At 69.4% G+C, this 13,087-nt stretch carries 15 protein-coding genes and 1 pseudogene; 5 read left to right on the top strand and 11 right to left on the bottom strand.

Annotation, left to right across the window (positions count from 1 at the left end; all coding sequences use genetic code 11):
• The first annotated feature begins 4 nt into the window (after positions 1-4).
• Positions 5-703 carry an SDR family NAD(P)-dependent oxidoreductase gene (locus tag OG252_RS51395; protein WP_266447484.1) on the top strand — a complete coding sequence of 233 codons (699 nt, stop codon included), beginning with the start codon at positions 5-7 and terminating at the stop codon, positions 701-703.
• Positions 704-780: 77 nt separating this feature from the next.
• On the opposite strand, the gene OG252_RS52580 is transcribed toward OG252_RS51395, so the two are convergent.
• The 7 genes and pseudogenes from OG252_RS52580 to OG252_RS51365 all read right to left on the bottom strand — a co-directional run bounded on the left by OG252_RS52580 (position 781) and on the right by OG252_RS51365 (position 5,909).
• A complete protein-coding gene (locus OG252_RS52580) occupies positions 781-1,506 on the bottom strand; it encodes a helix-turn-helix domain-containing protein (protein WP_443068520.1) in 726 nt (241 codons plus the stop codon).
• Between the two features lie 13 nt (positions 1,507-1,519).
• Positions 1,520-1,981 (bottom strand): annotated as a pseudogene (locus OG252_RS52575) (IS982 family transposase); the annotation flags it as partial.
• A 36-nt stretch (positions 1,982-2,017) separates the two neighbouring features.
• Positions 2,018-2,524, bottom strand: a complete 507-nt coding sequence (locus OG252_RS51385) for an anthrone oxygenase family protein (RefSeq protein ID WP_329344991.1) — start codon at positions 2,522-2,524, stop codon at positions 2,018-2,020.
• Between the two features lie 146 nt (positions 2,525-2,670).
• Positions 2,671-3,339: an NAD(P)-dependent oxidoreductase gene (locus OG252_RS51380; RefSeq protein WP_266447474.1), complete on the bottom strand. Its 669-nt coding sequence runs from the start codon at positions 3,337-3,339 to the stop codon at positions 2,671-2,673.
• Positions 3,336-4,169, bottom strand: a complete 834-nt coding sequence (locus OG252_RS51375) for an NAD(P)H-binding protein (RefSeq protein ID WP_329344990.1) — start codon at positions 4,167-4,169, stop codon at positions 3,336-3,338. The genes OG252_RS51380 and OG252_RS51375 overlap by 4 nt, the downstream gene beginning before the upstream one ends.
• Positions 4,170-4,336: 167 nt before the next feature.
• Positions 4,337-5,257, bottom strand: a complete 921-nt coding sequence (locus tag OG252_RS51370; protein ID WP_329344989.1) for an RNA polymerase sigma-70 factor — start codon at positions 5,255-5,257, stop codon at positions 4,337-4,339.
• Between the two features lie 178 nt (positions 5,258-5,435).
• The gene (locus OG252_RS51365) at positions 5,436-5,909 is read right to left on the bottom strand and encodes a carboxymuconolactone decarboxylase family protein (RefSeq protein ID WP_329344988.1); all 474 of its coding nucleotides are present in this window, start codon (positions 5,907-5,909) and stop codon (positions 5,436-5,438) included.
• Between the two features lie 172 nt (positions 5,910-6,081).
• Here OG252_RS51365 and OG252_RS51360 point away from each other — a divergent pair, with 172 nt between their 5' ends.
• On the top strand, positions 6,082-6,465 hold the full coding sequence (locus OG252_RS51360) for a DoxX family protein (protein WP_329344987.1): 384 nt from the start codon (positions 6,082-6,084) through the stop codon (positions 6,463-6,465).
• A 211-nt stretch (positions 6,466-6,676) separates the two neighbouring features.
• On the opposite strand, the gene OG252_RS51355 is transcribed toward OG252_RS51360, so the two are convergent.
• Positions 6,677-7,873 carry an NAD(P)/FAD-dependent oxidoreductase gene (locus tag OG252_RS51355; protein ID WP_329344986.1) on the bottom strand — a complete coding sequence of 399 codons (1,197 nt, stop codon included), beginning with the start codon at positions 7,871-7,873 and terminating at the stop codon, positions 6,677-6,679.
• Positions 7,874-7,948: 75 nt separating this feature from the next.
• On the bottom strand, positions 7,949-8,395 hold the full coding sequence (locus tag OG252_RS51350; RefSeq protein ID WP_329344985.1) for a nuclear transport factor 2 family protein: 447 nt from the start codon (positions 8,393-8,395) through the stop codon (positions 7,949-7,951).
• 184 nt (positions 8,396-8,579) lie between these two features.
• On the opposite strand from OG252_RS51350, the gene OG252_RS51345 reads away from it, so the two are divergent.
• On the top strand, positions 8,580-9,470 hold the full coding sequence (locus tag OG252_RS51345) for a LysR family transcriptional regulator (protein WP_266447453.1): 891 nt from the start codon (positions 8,580-8,582) through the stop codon (positions 9,468-9,470).
• A gap of 34 nt (positions 9,471-9,504) precedes the next feature.
• Here OG252_RS51345 and OG252_RS51340 read toward each other — a convergent pair whose 3' ends face one another.
• Positions 9,505-10,734, bottom strand: coding sequence for an RNA-guided endonuclease InsQ/TnpB family protein (locus tag OG252_RS51340; RefSeq protein ID WP_266447451.1), 1,230 nt, complete (start codon positions 10,732-10,734; stop codon positions 9,505-9,507).
• Positions 10,735-11,081: 347 nt separating this feature from the next.
• Complete coding sequence (locus OG252_RS51335; RefSeq protein WP_266447448.1) at positions 11,082-11,552, bottom strand: Lrp/AsnC family transcriptional regulator; 471 nt, start codon at positions 11,550-11,552, stop codon at positions 11,082-11,084.
• Between the two features lie 95 nt (positions 11,553-11,647).
• Between OG252_RS51335 and OG252_RS51330 the strand changes: the two genes are divergently transcribed.
• Both OG252_RS51330 and OG252_RS51325 read left to right on the top strand, forming a co-directional pair.
• Positions 11,648-12,523, top strand: coding sequence for a TIGR03619 family F420-dependent LLM class oxidoreductase (locus OG252_RS51330; protein WP_329344984.1), 876 nt, complete (start codon positions 11,648-11,650; stop codon positions 12,521-12,523).
• Positions 12,520-12,948 carry a nucleoside deaminase gene (locus tag OG252_RS51325; RefSeq protein ID WP_329344983.1) on the top strand — a complete coding sequence of 143 codons (429 nt, stop codon included), beginning with the start codon at positions 12,520-12,522 and terminating at the stop codon, positions 12,946-12,948. The genes OG252_RS51330 and OG252_RS51325 overlap by 4 nt, the downstream gene beginning before the upstream one ends.
• The last annotated feature ends 139 nt before the right edge of the window (positions 12,949-13,087 follow it).

The raw sequence follows: 13,087 nt of genomic DNA, 5'->3' as shown, positions 1-13,087 counted from the left end.
GCGCATGACGATTACCTTCATCACTGGAGCCAACAAGGGGCTCGGCCGCGAGACCGCCCGTCGCCTGATCGAGTGTGGCCACACCGTGCTCGTCGGAGCGCGCAACCGCGAGCAGGGCGAGGAGGCCGCCGCTGCGCTCGGCGCACGCTACGTCCCCATCGACGTGACCGACGACGCGTCCGTGGCCGCCGCGGCCGCGAACGTCGCCGAACACGAGGGCAGCATCGACGTCCTGATCAACAACGCCGGTGTCCACGGCCCCGTCGGCGATCCCAGCGACCTCACCGCCGCCGACGCCCGCGACGTCCTCGACGTCAACGTCATCGGCGTCGTCCGCACCACCACTGCATTCTTGCCGCTGCTGCGCCGCTCGGACGACCCTGTGATCGTCAACGTCAGCAGCGGCATGGGCTCCCTCGCCCTCACCCACGACCCCGGCCGACCCGAGTCGCACGTCGTCGCGCCGCTGTACACCTCCTCCAAGGCAGCGCTGACGATGTTGACCACGCAGTACGCCAAGGGACTCAAGGGCATCCGCGTCAACGCCGCCGACCCCGGCTACACCGCGACCGACCTCAACGGTCACGGCGGCCCCCAAACCGTCACCGAAGGCACGGACGCGATCGTCCACCTCGCCACCGAGGCGCCCGGCGCCGGCAGCGGACGCTTCGTCTCCCGCCATGGCGAAATCGCCTGGTCCTGACACCGGCTGTGCCGGATCAGCTAGGGCCTGTCCGGCCGATCATGCGGCTGACCGGAGGACCGGTCCGATCCGGGAGGTCAGGAAACGAGGGAGCGCCGGGTGTGGCTGGCGACGTGCGCGGTCCGGCCGCAGATGACGCACGGGTTCGCAGCCGCAGACTGTTTCATTTGGCAGTAGGCGCAGATCCGCTGGTCGCCGTCGAGGTTGGGCAGGCGGTGCTGTTTGCCGCAGTGGGCGCATCGGGGCAGCACGACACGTGTGGCACTGACTGTCTGCAGGGCCCGTACGAGTTTCTGCATGGTGACGGGTCCCTCGGGGCGGCCGGACGTGAGCAGTTCGGGGTCCCGTCCCGGCTGAGGGCTTCGGCGAGCTTGCGGTGACGGGACTTCATCTTGGCCGTCGAGGCGATGGCCTCGGCGACCACGGCCGGGGAGAGCTCGGGTTCGATAGCCAGGACGATCTCGGCGATCAACGCGGTCGGCTCGGTGAGGAACCGGGGAGGCTGGTCGTGCTGCTGGGGCACGCGGGGCCTGCTCCTTCACGATGCGGGCCCGCCTCGGCCTGAGGCCGCCGAGTCCGCCGTGGGTCTCGGAGGCGCCGCCGGCCGCCTTGCGGCGGTGGGCGGCGACGGCGACCGGCTCGATCAGCTCTTCCATCGAGCAGCCGAGGATGTCGAGCAGGGCCATGAGTGCCTTCAGGCTCAGCCGCTCGGGCCTCTCCACCACGGGCCGGTAAGTCTGACTGGGCGACAGGTCGATGCCCCGCTCGGCCAGCAGTGGCCGTAGGTCGGTGGTGGAGAACATGCCGCGGGTCGCCATGACCGCGCAGGTGCCAGCGGTAGTCCAGCTTTGCCGTCATGTCATATCCCGACTGGTCAGCGGTGAGCGCACGGTCCAGGCGTTTCACGGTCTCAAGGGAGCGTCCGCACTCCACCGGCGTGGAATCCACGATTCACACGTCGTCGCCCCACACGGAGGTGTCTGTGGCCAGTAGCCGGTTGACTTGACGCAGCGGCTCGGCGGCCTTGCGCAGCCGCCTGTTGCAGCCGCGCTGTTTGGGAGGGTACGGAAAGAGATGCCGCAGGTGGGAGCGGGCGTGGCGGAGCCACCTGGCCCTGGAAGGTGACACCGAACATGGCCTGCATCATCGCGAGCGTGACCAGCTCGGCGTCGCTCAGCAGCGGGGTGATCCCCACCGTCGGCCGCCACGGAGCGAGATGCGGCGAGTCCTTCAGCAGGCGTCGGTCTTCACATGGAGTGCGGTCGTGCGGGACTCCAACTCTGTCTTCCCACACTGACGTTGGACTCCCTCACCTCATGCGTGCAGCCGATCCCTGCGCGCCGAGGTGTTCGGCGAGCTTGAACGACGTGTATGAGGTAACGGCGCCGCGAGGGCGAGGGCCGCGAAGGCGAGAACCGCAACCACCGTCCGAACGGCGTGGGCGATCTGCCAACGGTCCCGTACCTCGGTCCAGTTGGAGGGCGGGGACTGGGCGTCCCAGTGGAGCTGGTCGGAGTTGATGGGCAGGTTGACGATGAGCGTGAGGCCGAAAACCAAGACCAGGAGGGCGAGTGCGGCCACGGTCAACCATCGGGTGCCTGTTCGGTAGGTCTGGTAGACCAGTACCGCTGTGGCGATCAGCGCCGGCAGGAGTGTGGCGACGGCGAGTTTGTCGAGGGAGTCGAGTTCGACCAGCCGGACCTGGGTGTAGACGGTGCTGTCGAAGCTGCGCAGCGAGAGTTCCAGGACGAGGACTGCCGTGAGGAATCCGGCGAACAGCCCCGCGCATACGAGGCTGGCGAAACGGGCGTACTTCGTCATGATCACGTTCTTTCGTGATGGGTGACCCGGGCGGCGAAGGGGCGGGCGGGACGGCCGAGGCGTCTTCTTGACCTTGTTGGTGACCGTCGCGGGTCGTCGCCCGCTTTTTCTCCCGCAGCCCGGGTCGTGCGCGTGGCTGGTATTGGTCAGTGCGCGATTCCGACGACCTGCTCGATGGTGTCCGGCTGGTTCACCATGGCGAGCATGTGGTGGGCGACGTCGGCGCGTGGCACGGAGAACCCGCCCCGGATGTTGCGGTTCCACGCGGTCCGGTACGTGCCGGTCAGTGGCTTGTCGGTGAGTTTGGGCGGGCGCGACACCGTCCATTGCAGTCCGCTGTCGCGCAGGGTCTGCTCGGTGTCGGCGAGGTCGGCGTAGTGCCGGCCGAACATCGCACGGGTCAACGGGACTCCCAGGTGGCGCATGAAGAAGCCGTCGCCGGGATCGTGCCTGGGCGGCGTCGGCCGGCCAGGCAGCGGCACCGGTCCGACGGGTGCGGCGCTGACGATGATGATCCGCCGGACGTGCTCGGCATGCATCGCCTCGACGATCGCGCGGGTGCCACGGGAGGTGATGCCCGCGTCCGCGCGCGGGTTTCGCGGGCCGAGCGCGGACAGTACGGCGTCGGCGTCCCGTACCGCCGCGGCGAGCGTGCGCATGTCGGGGCGGGTGAGGTCGACGGCGACCGTCCGGACACCGCCCGGCAGTTCACGTGGGCGGCGGGCCACGGCCGTGACGTCATGCCCGCCGGATACCGCCTGCTCGACCAGGTGCCGTCCGATACCGCCTGTGGCGGCGACGATCGTGAGTTTCATCGGGGTCCTCCTGCGGTGAAGGCGGCACGGTGGTCTTGCGCCCAGGTGGCGTACGTGCGTGCCGGGCGGCCCAGCAGCCGCCGCACGGTGTCGGTGGTGGGCCCGGCCTCGCGGGCGTAGTCGGCCAGCGAGCCGAGCAGCCGGTCGGGTACCTCGCCAGGCAGGCCGGCGGCGAGCATGCCGCGGCGGATCTCGTCCGGTGCGGCCTCGCTGAAGGACAGCGTCCGGTCGAGCGCCGCACCGAGCGCGGCGACCTTCTCCGGCTGACTCAGCGACCGTTCCCCGGTGAGCAGGTACGTCTGACCGTGGTGCCGCGGGTGGGTCAGGGCGAGGGCGGCCACCGCAGCGAGGTCACGCTCGTCGACGGTCGAGGTCCTCGCGTGCGGGTATGCCCCCCGCACGGTCCCGGTCGCCTGGATCTGCCCAGCCCAGGCCAGGGTGTTGGCGGCGAAATCGGCGCAGCGCAGGATCGTCCAGTCCAGGCCGCTCCCCCGGGCGATGTCCTCGACCGCGTGGAACTGCTGCCGGAAGCGTGCGTGCCCGGCCGGGTACTGGACGGTCACGGCGGACAGCACGACCACCCTTGCCGCGCCCGTCTCGCGGGCGCGGGCCAACAGGTCGACAGCGGTGGATCCGGCGGCACGCGGGCTGAGCAGGATGGCCTCCACGCCGTCGAGGGTGGGAACCTTCGCAGGGTGGACGAGCTGTGTCCCCGCGGGGAATTCGGCGTGCGGGTCGCGGGTGACAGCGGCGACTTTCGCTCCCCCCTCGACCAGGAGGCGGACGGTTTCCCGGCCGACGACGCCGGTGGCCCCGGTAATCAGGATCATGACTGAACCCCCAGTGGGTGTGTCGATAATCGATCTTGCGCGGTGGATGAGCGCGGTTGGTAGCGCGGTTCAAATCGTGGGAGAACGTCACGGACGAGCCGTGCGCCAGGACCATCGGCATGCGGCACTGAAACCTCCGGTTCTGCCCTGTCAGGCTGGTCGGGAGATCACTGGGTTCTACGGGCCTGCTTCACTTCCTGGTCCACGGCCCAGGCGTCGGCGACCGGGCCGAGGTGGCCGAGCTTGTCGGGGTTGATGACCGCGCGGATCGTCTGGATCTGCCCGTCGAGTGTGTCGAGGGCGAGGATGTGGAGGATCTTGCCGTCGCGGTCGCGGAAGAGCGCGCCCGGCTGGCCGTTGACCTCGTGCGGTTCGCACGTGATGTCGATCCGGGCCATGAGCGGGTAGACGGCGGCGAGCAGCCTGGCCACGTTCTCGGCGCCGGTGACGGCCCTGGCCAGCTGCGGTGCCTTGCCACCACCGTCCCCGACGAGCTGGACATCGGCCGACAGCAGACTCTGCAGTCCGTCCACGTCACCCTGCGTCAGTGCCTCGAAGAACCGCCTCGCCAGCTCCTGCCGATCCTGGCGGTCCGCTTCGAACCGGGGCCGTCCCTCGTGCATGTGACGGCGTGCCCGAACGAGCAGCTGCCGGCACGCCGCCTCCGAGCGCCCCACCGCGGCGGCGATCTCGTCGAAACCGAAGGCGAAGACCTCCCGCAGCACGAACACCGACCGCTCCAGCGGACTGAGCCGCTCCAGGAGCAGCAGCGCCGCCATCGACACCGAGTCGGCCAGCTCCGCCGCGCGGGCCGGGTCCTCGTACGGATCGTCCAGCAGCGGCTCGGGGAGCCACGGTCCGACGTACTCCTCCCGCCGCACCCGGGCGGAGCGCAGCACGTCGATCGCGATCCGGGTCACCGTGGCTGACAAGAACGCCTTGGCCGACACGGGCCGGGTGGTCGAGGCGTCGTAGCGGAGCCAGGTCTCCTGCACCGCGTCCTCCGCCTCGCCCACACTGCCCAGGATCCGGTACGCGATCGAGAACAGCAGCGGCCGCAGCTCCTCGAACTCCTCGACCTTGCCCACGCCGACTCCCCCTTTGCGGTCTGAGTGCCCGGCCGGACCCGTGCCGACGAGACACATTTCGAAGATCATCCGACGTGTGAGCGGAGCAGACAACGCTCGTGCCGCGACCGCCCTGCCCGCCTTGACCACAGCGTCCTGGCCCCGGCGGGCCTGACCTGGGCCAGGGTGCGATGGCGGTTCAGTGGAACTGGCCGACCTGGTAGTCGCCGGCAGGCTGCTGGGTGATGATGTTCAGCCGGTTCACCGTGTTCATGAACGAGACCAGCAGCACGAGAGCCGTGAGCTGCTCCTCGTCATAGTGCTGGGCGGCACGCGCCCACACCTCGTCGCTGACCCCGGTGGCCGCGTCCGCGACCCTGGTCCCCTGCTCCGCCAGCTCCAGCGCGACGCGCTCGGCCGCGGTGAAGACCGTCGCTTCCCGCCAGGCCGCGATCAGGTTCAGCCGCACCGGGCTCTCGCCGGCCGCGGCGGCTTCCTTGGTGTGCATGTCGATGCAGACCGCGCAGCCGTTGATCTGGCTCACCCGCAGCGCCACCAACTCCTGCGTCGTGGCCGGCAGCGGCGATTCCTTCAACTCCCGGCCGACCGACATGAAGTATTTGAGCGCCTTGCCGGCGGTCGGGTTGGCGAAGTAGTTCAATCGCGCGTCCATCGTGTGCTCCTCCACGTTCGTCGATGCCTTCACCCCCTGAGACGAGGCGGCCCTCACTCCTGTGACACGGCACGGTGTGACCCACATCTCTCCACTGTCTGGGTTCGGGCATGTCACAGGCCGAGTCGCTGCCTCGTCTCGGGTGCGGAAGTCCTCGATCAGGGAGTTGATGATGAACGTCGCACTGTGGATCATCGCTGGAGTGCTCGCCACTGTCTGCCTGGTGGGCAGCTCCAAGATGTTCGTGCCGCAGGAGAAGCTGGCCGCGATGGGCTCCTCTGCGCAGTGGGTCCTGGAGTTCAGCCCCGGCGCTCTCAAGGCCATCGGCGCCGTCGAGCTGCTGGCTGCGGTCGGCCTGATTCTGCCCGCGGTGCTCGACATCGCGCCGGTGCTGGTGCCGCTGGCCGCCACCGGACTTGTTCTGCTGTTTGCCTGCGCGCTCACCATGCGTCTGCGCCGTGGCGAGAAGGCCACGATCGCCGGCGACCTGATCTACCTCGCCCTGGCTGCCTTCGTCGCATGGGGCCGTTTCGGCCCCGAGTCCTTCACCGGCTGACCCCCGGCGCATATCAGTCGAGCGCCGAAGTGCCAGGCACACTCCAGGGCGTACCGATACACCTACCAGCCAACGGAGTTGGCTACGACGTCACTCTCTTCAGCAATGAACACCCGCCTACTACAACAGCTTCGTCGCTATTGAACCTGCGCCGCGCCGCACAAAGAACACAGCCGGGTACCGGGACCCACGTCGGCTGCCGGTGCGCGGTTCAGACAGACTGTTCGGCGGTGGCTGCCGTCTCGCGGCGCTGGGCCCGCAGCAGTCGGCGGCCCTGCTCGCCCTTGGCCCAGGTGTGGGAGCCGGGCTTGCGTGCCTCGTTCACCAGTTGCTTGACGGTGAGCTTGCACACGAGTTCCTTCACCTTCGCGCCTGTTCGGCCGCCGAGATGGAGCCACTTGGCGGTGTCGTCCTTGTGGGCGAACTGGAACATGCCCGCGCGGCGCCCCAGGCTGAGGCACTGGCCGGCGAACCCCAGGTCGATCGGTGCGGGCCGCTTGCTCGTGATGCGGCTGAGCACCGTGTCGGCGGCATGTGCGCCCAGCGGGCCCGCGGCTTGGCAGCTCATCCGGAACGGCATGTCCGACGGTGCCGCCGAGTCCCCGGCGGCGACGATCCGTTCGTCGTCGATGCTCGTCAGGGTCTCGTCGGTGAGCAGGCGGCCCAGGGCGTCGGTGCTGAGCCCGCTGCGGGCGGCCAGGTCCGGCACGCCGAACCCGGCGGTCCAGATGGTGACCTCGCTCGGCAGCTCACGGCCGTCGCCGAGCCGCACGGTGTCGCCGGTCACCTCCGTGACCTTCGTGTCGGGGCCCTGCAGCACGGTCACACCGAGGCCGGCCAGCCGATTGGCGACCGAGCGGCGGCCGTTCGGGTGCAGGTAGGGCCCGAGCGGCCCGCCGCAGACCAGGGTCACGGTGCGGCCCGCCTCCGCCAGTTCGGCGGCGGTCTCGATGCCGGTCGGACCGGCTCCGACCACCGTCACAGAGGCCGTGGCGGGGGCGGCGTCGAGGACCGACCGCAGCCGCTGTGCTTCCTCGAACGTGGCGATCGGGTGGGCGAACTCGGCAGCTCCGGGCACGCCCGGGTCGGCGCTGCCGCTGCCCACCGCGTAGATCAGGTAGTCGTAGCCGACCGTGTCGCCGCTCGCCAGCTCCACCCGGCGCCCCGTCGCGTCGATCCGGGTCACAGTGTCGACCACCAGCCGGATGCGCTCGCCCAGGACCTTCCGGTAGTCGTTGACGGCCTCGTGCGTTCCGCCCGCCAGTTGGTGCAGCCGGATCCGCTCGACGAAGTCCGGGCGGGCGTTGATCAGCGTCACGGTCACATCGTCGCGCTGTGTCAGCCGGTTGGCCGCCATGACCCCGGCGTAACCGCCGCCGATCACGACGACTTCGGTGTTCTCAGCCATGGTTTCTTTCCTCCGTTTTCAGGGATTCGCATGCAAGATGTCGACTTGGCACGCCGTGGCGGCGTGCGGGACGGATCAGTCGAGGCGCTGCGGCGCCGAGCCTTGGAGCGGGGTGGAGTCCAGGTACCGGACCTCGTAGACGCGTTCGCTGAACTTCCAGCCGTCGGCGGTTCGCTCGTAACGGTCGTGGTACAAGGCGTAGTTCAGGTGCGAGCTGCCGTCGCGCATCCGTCCGAACTCCTGGATGTGCGCCCGTCCGGCCGCGGTGTCGCCGTCCAGCCGGATGACGCCCGGGTGGACGTTCTGCACGAAGAACTCCCAGAGCGACTGGCCCCACTCGATCCCCGCGCGGAGCTCCTCGCGGCCGACGAACTCCTTGTCGATGTGCGGCCAGCGCATGACGCCCTCGGGCGTGAACAGCGAGACGGCGCGGTCGAAGTCACGCATCATCACCGCGTCCGTTAGCTCGGCTCGCAGCGCCTCTATCTCGACGCGATCGGCGATGGCCCGCATGTCGCCCATCGCTTTCCCTCCCCATCCATGTGTGCGTCAGGCGAGTGCCGCCTGTCCGGTGGTGATGGATCCAGCATCGGTGCGGACGGGACAGCGGAACAATGTAAGGTTCCTCGGGCTATTCATAATGTGGCGGTTATGCATGGGTGGCGGTTATGCATGGGTGGGGGTAGTGCATGGGTGGGGGTTGTGCATGGAGCTGCGTGACATCGAGATCTTCCTGACCTTGGCCGAGGAGCTGCACTTCGGCCGCACCGCGGAGCGGCTTCATGTGTCCCAGGCCCGTGTCAGTCAGGCCATCGCCAAGCAGGAACGGCGCCTCGGCGTCGTCCTGTTCGACCGCACCAACCGACGCGTCGCCCTGACCCCGGTCGGCCGGCGTCTGCGCGAGGACCTCCAGCAAGCCGTCGACCTCTTGCGGGAGGGGCTCGCCCGCGCCGAAGCGGCCGGAGCGGGGACGGGGCAGACCCTGCGCCTGGGTGTGTTCGGCCATGCCGGCCATGAACTGCGCCCGCTCATCGAGGCCTTCCGCTCCCGCCACCCCGGCAGCGATGTCCAGTTCGGCGAGATCAACGGCAGCGACCCGTTCACCGCGCTGCGCACCGGGGAGCACGACGCGCACGTGCTCTGGCTTCCGGTGGCCGAACCGGACCTCACGGTCGGCCCGACCGTGCTGACCGGAGGCCGCGTGCTCGCCGTGGCCGCAGACCATCCACTGGCCGAGCGCGGCACCGCGTCGCTGGAAGACCTCGGCGACAACCATGTCGTCGACTTCGGCCCCGCCGCCCCCGAGTATTGGATCGCGGCCATGGTCCCCACGCGTACGCCGCTCGGCCGCCGTATCCCGCGCGGGCCCGCCGCGCGGACTTTCCACGAGGTTCTCTCTCTGGTCGCCTCCGGACAGTGTGTCCACCCGCTGGGCGAGATCGCCGCCCGCTACAACCGTCCCCCCGGCATCGTCTTCCTCCCCGTTCACGACGCCCCCACCATGCACTGGGCCCTCACGTGGCGATCCACCGCCGACGGCCCCACCCTCCGCGCGCTGGCCCAGACCGCCGCCGACTTCGGTCCCATCTCCCTTTGAATCCTCCCCTCCCTGACGGGAGGGGATTCCTGGCTCAGGCTGCCTCCTGGAGCAGCGCACCAGGAGGTCTTGTGCCATCGGCACCAGCCGGGTTGAGACCAGCCCGGACGAGCATCACACGAGCGGAGTTCTTGTCCCGTGGGGACGCGGTTCCGCATGCGGTGCAGGTGTAGGTGCGCTCACCCAGCGGCAGGCGGTGCTTGGCTCTCGCTCCGCACTGCGCGCAGTCCATCGTGGTGTGCGCGGGGTGGACCAGGCGGATGTCCCGCCCGTGCTTGCGGCCCATCTCGATCAGGGCCTGCTTGGTGGCGCCGATGGCGGCGTCCGCGGCCTTCTTGGCCATGGTGGTCCTGGCCAGGAACTTCGGCTTGAAGTCCTCCACCGCGATGGCGTCGTGGTCGCGGACCACCTTCTTGGCCCACTTGCGGCCGGTGTCCTCACGCTGCCCGGCGACCTTCTTGTGCGCCTTCGCCCGCAGTGTCTTCGCCTCGCGGTACCCCTTCGACCCACTCTTGCCCTGCTGCGGTTTGCGGCGGGCCATCATCCGGTCGTACCGGGTCAGCTTCGTCTGGGCCTTCCTGCCGTGCCCGGCGTGCGGCAGGTCGTACGCGTCGGAGGTGGTGGTCGCGGTCTCCTTCACACCCCAGTCGACACCGATCACACGGCCGGTCCTAGACAGCGGCTGCACCTCGGCGGGGACGACGAACGAGCCGTACCAGTGCCCCAGGCTGTCCTGGTAGACGCGGACACTGGAAGGGGCGGCGGGCAGTTCCCGCGACCACACCACCGTCACGACGATGCCGCCCGCCAAGTGCAGCCTGCCCTCCGACAGCCGGAACCCGCGCCGGGTGTAGTTGAGGGTGGGCAGTGCCTCGCGTTTGGTCTTCCATGTCGGCATCCCCGCCCGACGGCGCTGCGCAACCCCTTCGCGGATGTCCTTGTGCGCCTTGGCCCGGGACTTGCCGAAGTCGCGGATGATCTGCTGCTGGGGAACCGACGAGCCCTCCCGCAGCCACGGCGTGCGCGCCCGGGCGTCGGTCAGCATCTTGTCGAGCTGCGCCGGGCCGCAGGTTTGCTTGTCGGTGTCCTTGGGACGGTTCTGGTTCCAGGCATGGACCTGCTTCGACTTGGCGACACATTCGTTCCACACCCAGCGGCACCGGTCCCACTCGGCCGTCAGCAGCGTGCGGGCGGTGGAGGACACGCGCAGCCGGTAGGTGTAGCGGGCCTGCCCGGCCTCGGCAGCCGCCGTCACCTGCGCCATCTCGCCCCCTTCCGGCCCCTGGCCGGGACACGATGCTGTCCCGGACCCCGCGAAGGACCATATGTACGACAGCCGCACAAACGCACCCCGATCCCCGGCCACCACCCCGACCAGCGATCACAGGCACGCGTGTTCGTATCACTCTCGGCAAGGCAGGCAGCAGTACGGGCGCTCCGCGCCCTGAACCGGATGCGGCGACGCTCCGCGTCGTGACACCCGGGCGCGATTCCTCCCCGGCGTGAACGCCGGGGCCTCCTCGCAAGAAACAGGTGACAGCGGATGACGGGCAGTTGATCGGGCGCCGGCCGGGCCCCGGCGATGGAGTGGAGTCCGCGCCACGTCAGCGCCTACCTGACGGTGTTCACCCGAGGCACCCCCGGGCCGCGCAACGGGAGCGTCCGGCTGAGGACGAGGTTGGTGGTGGTGCTCCCGAACTCGGCCAGCTCGTCGACGATCTCCTCCAGGTGGGCCATCGACGTCGCCGCCACCTTCATGACGTAGCAGTCGTCTCCGGTGGTGCGCAGGCACTCCAGGATCTCCGGGCGCTCCTCCAGCAGCCGGCGCAGCGGGTGGTGCCGGGTTCCCGGCCCCGGGTACTTGAGCCGGACCACCGCCATCACCGGGTAACCGGTCCGCTCCGGGTTCACCTCCGCACGGTACCCCGTGATCACCTCGGCCTCCTCGAGCCGGCGCACCCGCTCCTTGGTCGCCGACGCGCTCAGGTTCACCCGCCGTGCCAGCTCGGTGAACGGGATCCGGCCGTCCCGTTGGACTTCTGCCAGGATCGCCCAGTCCGTCACGTCGAGACTCTCGGTCATACGCCCATTCTACCGGCGGATCCACGGCTGAACCGCCTCTGAACAGGCGGGAATCCCTTCTGGCGATCTATACGTCCTGCCTAGGGTTGGGCCCTATGAAGATCGGAGTGAACGTCCCCAATTTCGGCCCGGGCACTGACCCCGGAGTGTTGCGAAGCTGGGCCCAGACCGTGGAGGGCCTGGGCTTCGACCTACTGATGATCTCGGACCACATCGCCATTACGCCGGATGTCGCCGAGCGCTATCCGGCACCCTTCTACGAGCCGTTCACCACCTTGTCCTGGCTGGCCGGCCTCACCACCCGTATCCAGCTCGGCACGACGGTCCTCATCGCTCCCTACCGGCACCCGCTGCTCACCGCCCGCATGGCGGCCAATCTGAATGAGCTGAGCGGCGGCCGGCTGGTCCTCGGCGTGGGAGTGGGCTGGGCGCGGCAGGAGTTCACCGCCCTCGACATCCCGTTCTCACAGCGCGGACAGCTGACCGACGGCCACCTGCGGGACATCCGGGCCGCCTGGAAGGACACCGCCTCATACGGAGACCGCCGGATCCCGGTGTGGGTCGGCGGCAGCAGCGACGCGGGCCTGCGCCGGGCCGTACGACTCGCAGACGCATGGCACCCGCTGCACCCCACCGTGCCGTGGCTGCGCGAAGCCGCAGGCAGGCTGCACACGTACGCGGACGAGCAAGACTTGCCCGTGCCCGCCCTGGCTCCCCGCATCGCCCTGCGACTCGCCAAGGAACCCGTCGACGGAGCGGGACGGCTCGCCGGTGAGGGCACCATCGACCAGATCATGGACGACCTCGACCAACTGCGGCTGCTGGGCGCCAAGTCCGTCGTCCTCGACACCTACCCGGGCGACCCCCACGCGACATGTCACCCGCAGGCGGCCTGGCAGGCCCTCGCCACCGTGGCCGCGCACCTGCTCCCGCCCAGCACCCCACCCCGCACCACGATGGAGCAGTCATGACCACACCCGACGACCACACCCTCCTCCGACAGGCCATCTCTCTCGCGGCCAAGGCACGCACGAGCGGCAACCCGCCCTTTGGATCTCTGTTGGCAGGACCGGACGGGACGATCCTGGCCGAGGAGCACAACACCACCCTCACCGACAACGACGTCACTGCACACCCGGAACTCAAATTGGCGAGGTGGGCCGCAAGAGAACTCGACGCGCAGACCGCGGCAGGCACCACGATGTACACCAGCTGCCAGCCGTGCGGGATGTGCGAGGCCGTCATCCAATGGGCAGGGCTGCGGCGAGTGGTGTTCGCCCTGTCCAACGAACAGCTCCTGGACATCAGGCCGGGCGGCAGCCGACCGCCCGTGCCGCAGGACGGCCCCGCGCTGCTCGACGAGGTACGGGCCGCGGTCGAGCCCTACTACCGCTGACCGCCGGGCCCAGGCAGAGCCCGCCACCAGCGGAACGCACCCGGGTACGCTCCCCCCTCCAAAGGAGCCACACCCATTTGACTTAGGGGTGCTTTCAGAGGGCGGTTCGTAAATATTTGAGTGGTTCTGTCATCGCCTG

Source organism: Streptomyces sp. NBC_01352, assembly GCF_036237295.1.
GTDB classification, from domain to species: domain Bacteria; phylum Actinomycetota; class Actinomycetes; order Streptomycetales; family Streptomycetaceae; genus Streptomyces; species Streptomyces plumbiresistens.
The sequence above is the reverse complement of the archived record's forward strand: the minus strand, read 5'-3'. Positions and strand labels throughout refer to the sequence as shown.

What these genes read in the sequence shown, in the direction of transcription:
- OG252_RS51395 (WP_266447484.1), top strand. Translation starts at nt 5, where the DNA reads ATGACGATTACCTTCATCACTGGAGCCAACAAGGGGCTCGGCCGCGAG.
- OG252_RS51350 (WP_329344985.1), bottom strand. Translation starts at nt 8,395, where the DNA reads ATGGGCGACATGCGGGCCATCGCCGATCGCGTCGAGATAGAGGCGCTG.
- OG252_RS52580 (WP_443068520.1), bottom strand. Translation starts at nt 1,506, where the DNA reads ATGTTCTCCACCACCGACCTACGGCCACTGCTGGCCGAGCGGGGCATC.
- OG252_RS51380 (WP_266447474.1), bottom strand. Translation starts at nt 3,339, where the DNA reads ATGAAACTCACGATCGTCGCCGCCACAGGCGGTATCGGACGGCACCTG.
- OG252_RS51355 (WP_329344986.1), bottom strand. Translation starts at nt 7,873, where the DNA reads ATGGCTGAGAACACCGAAGTCGTCGTGATCGGCGGCGGTTACGCCGGG.
- OG252_RS51365 (WP_329344988.1), bottom strand. Translation starts at nt 5,909, where the DNA reads ATGGACGCGCGATTGAACTACTTCGCCAACCCGACCGCCGGCAAGGCG.
- OG252_RS51345 (WP_266447453.1), top strand. Translation starts at nt 8,580, where the DNA reads ATGGAGCTGCGTGACATCGAGATCTTCCTGACCTTGGCCGAGGAGCTG.
- OG252_RS51340 (WP_266447451.1), bottom strand. Translation starts at nt 10,734, where the DNA reads ATGGCGCAGGTGACGGCGGCTGCCGAGGCCGGGCAGGCCCGCTACACC.
- OG252_RS51325 (WP_329344983.1), top strand. Translation starts at nt 12,520, where the DNA reads ATGACCACACCCGACGACCACACCCTCCTCCGACAGGCCATCTCTCTC.
- OG252_RS51375 (WP_329344990.1), bottom strand. Translation starts at nt 4,169, where the DNA reads ATGATCCTGATTACCGGGGCCACCGGCGTCGTCGGCCGGGAAACCGTC.
- OG252_RS51335 (WP_266447448.1), bottom strand. Translation starts at nt 11,552, where the DNA reads ATGACCGAGAGTCTCGACGTGACGGACTGGGCGATCCTGGCAGAAGTC.
- OG252_RS51385 (WP_329344991.1), bottom strand. Translation starts at nt 2,524, where the DNA reads ATGACGAAGTACGCCCGTTTCGCCAGCCTCGTATGCGCGGGGCTGTTC.
- OG252_RS51360 (WP_329344987.1), top strand. Translation starts at nt 6,082, where the DNA reads ATGAACGTCGCACTGTGGATCATCGCTGGAGTGCTCGCCACTGTCTGC.
- OG252_RS51330 (WP_329344984.1), top strand. Translation starts at nt 11,648, where the DNA reads ATGAAGATCGGAGTGAACGTCCCCAATTTCGGCCCGGGCACTGACCCC.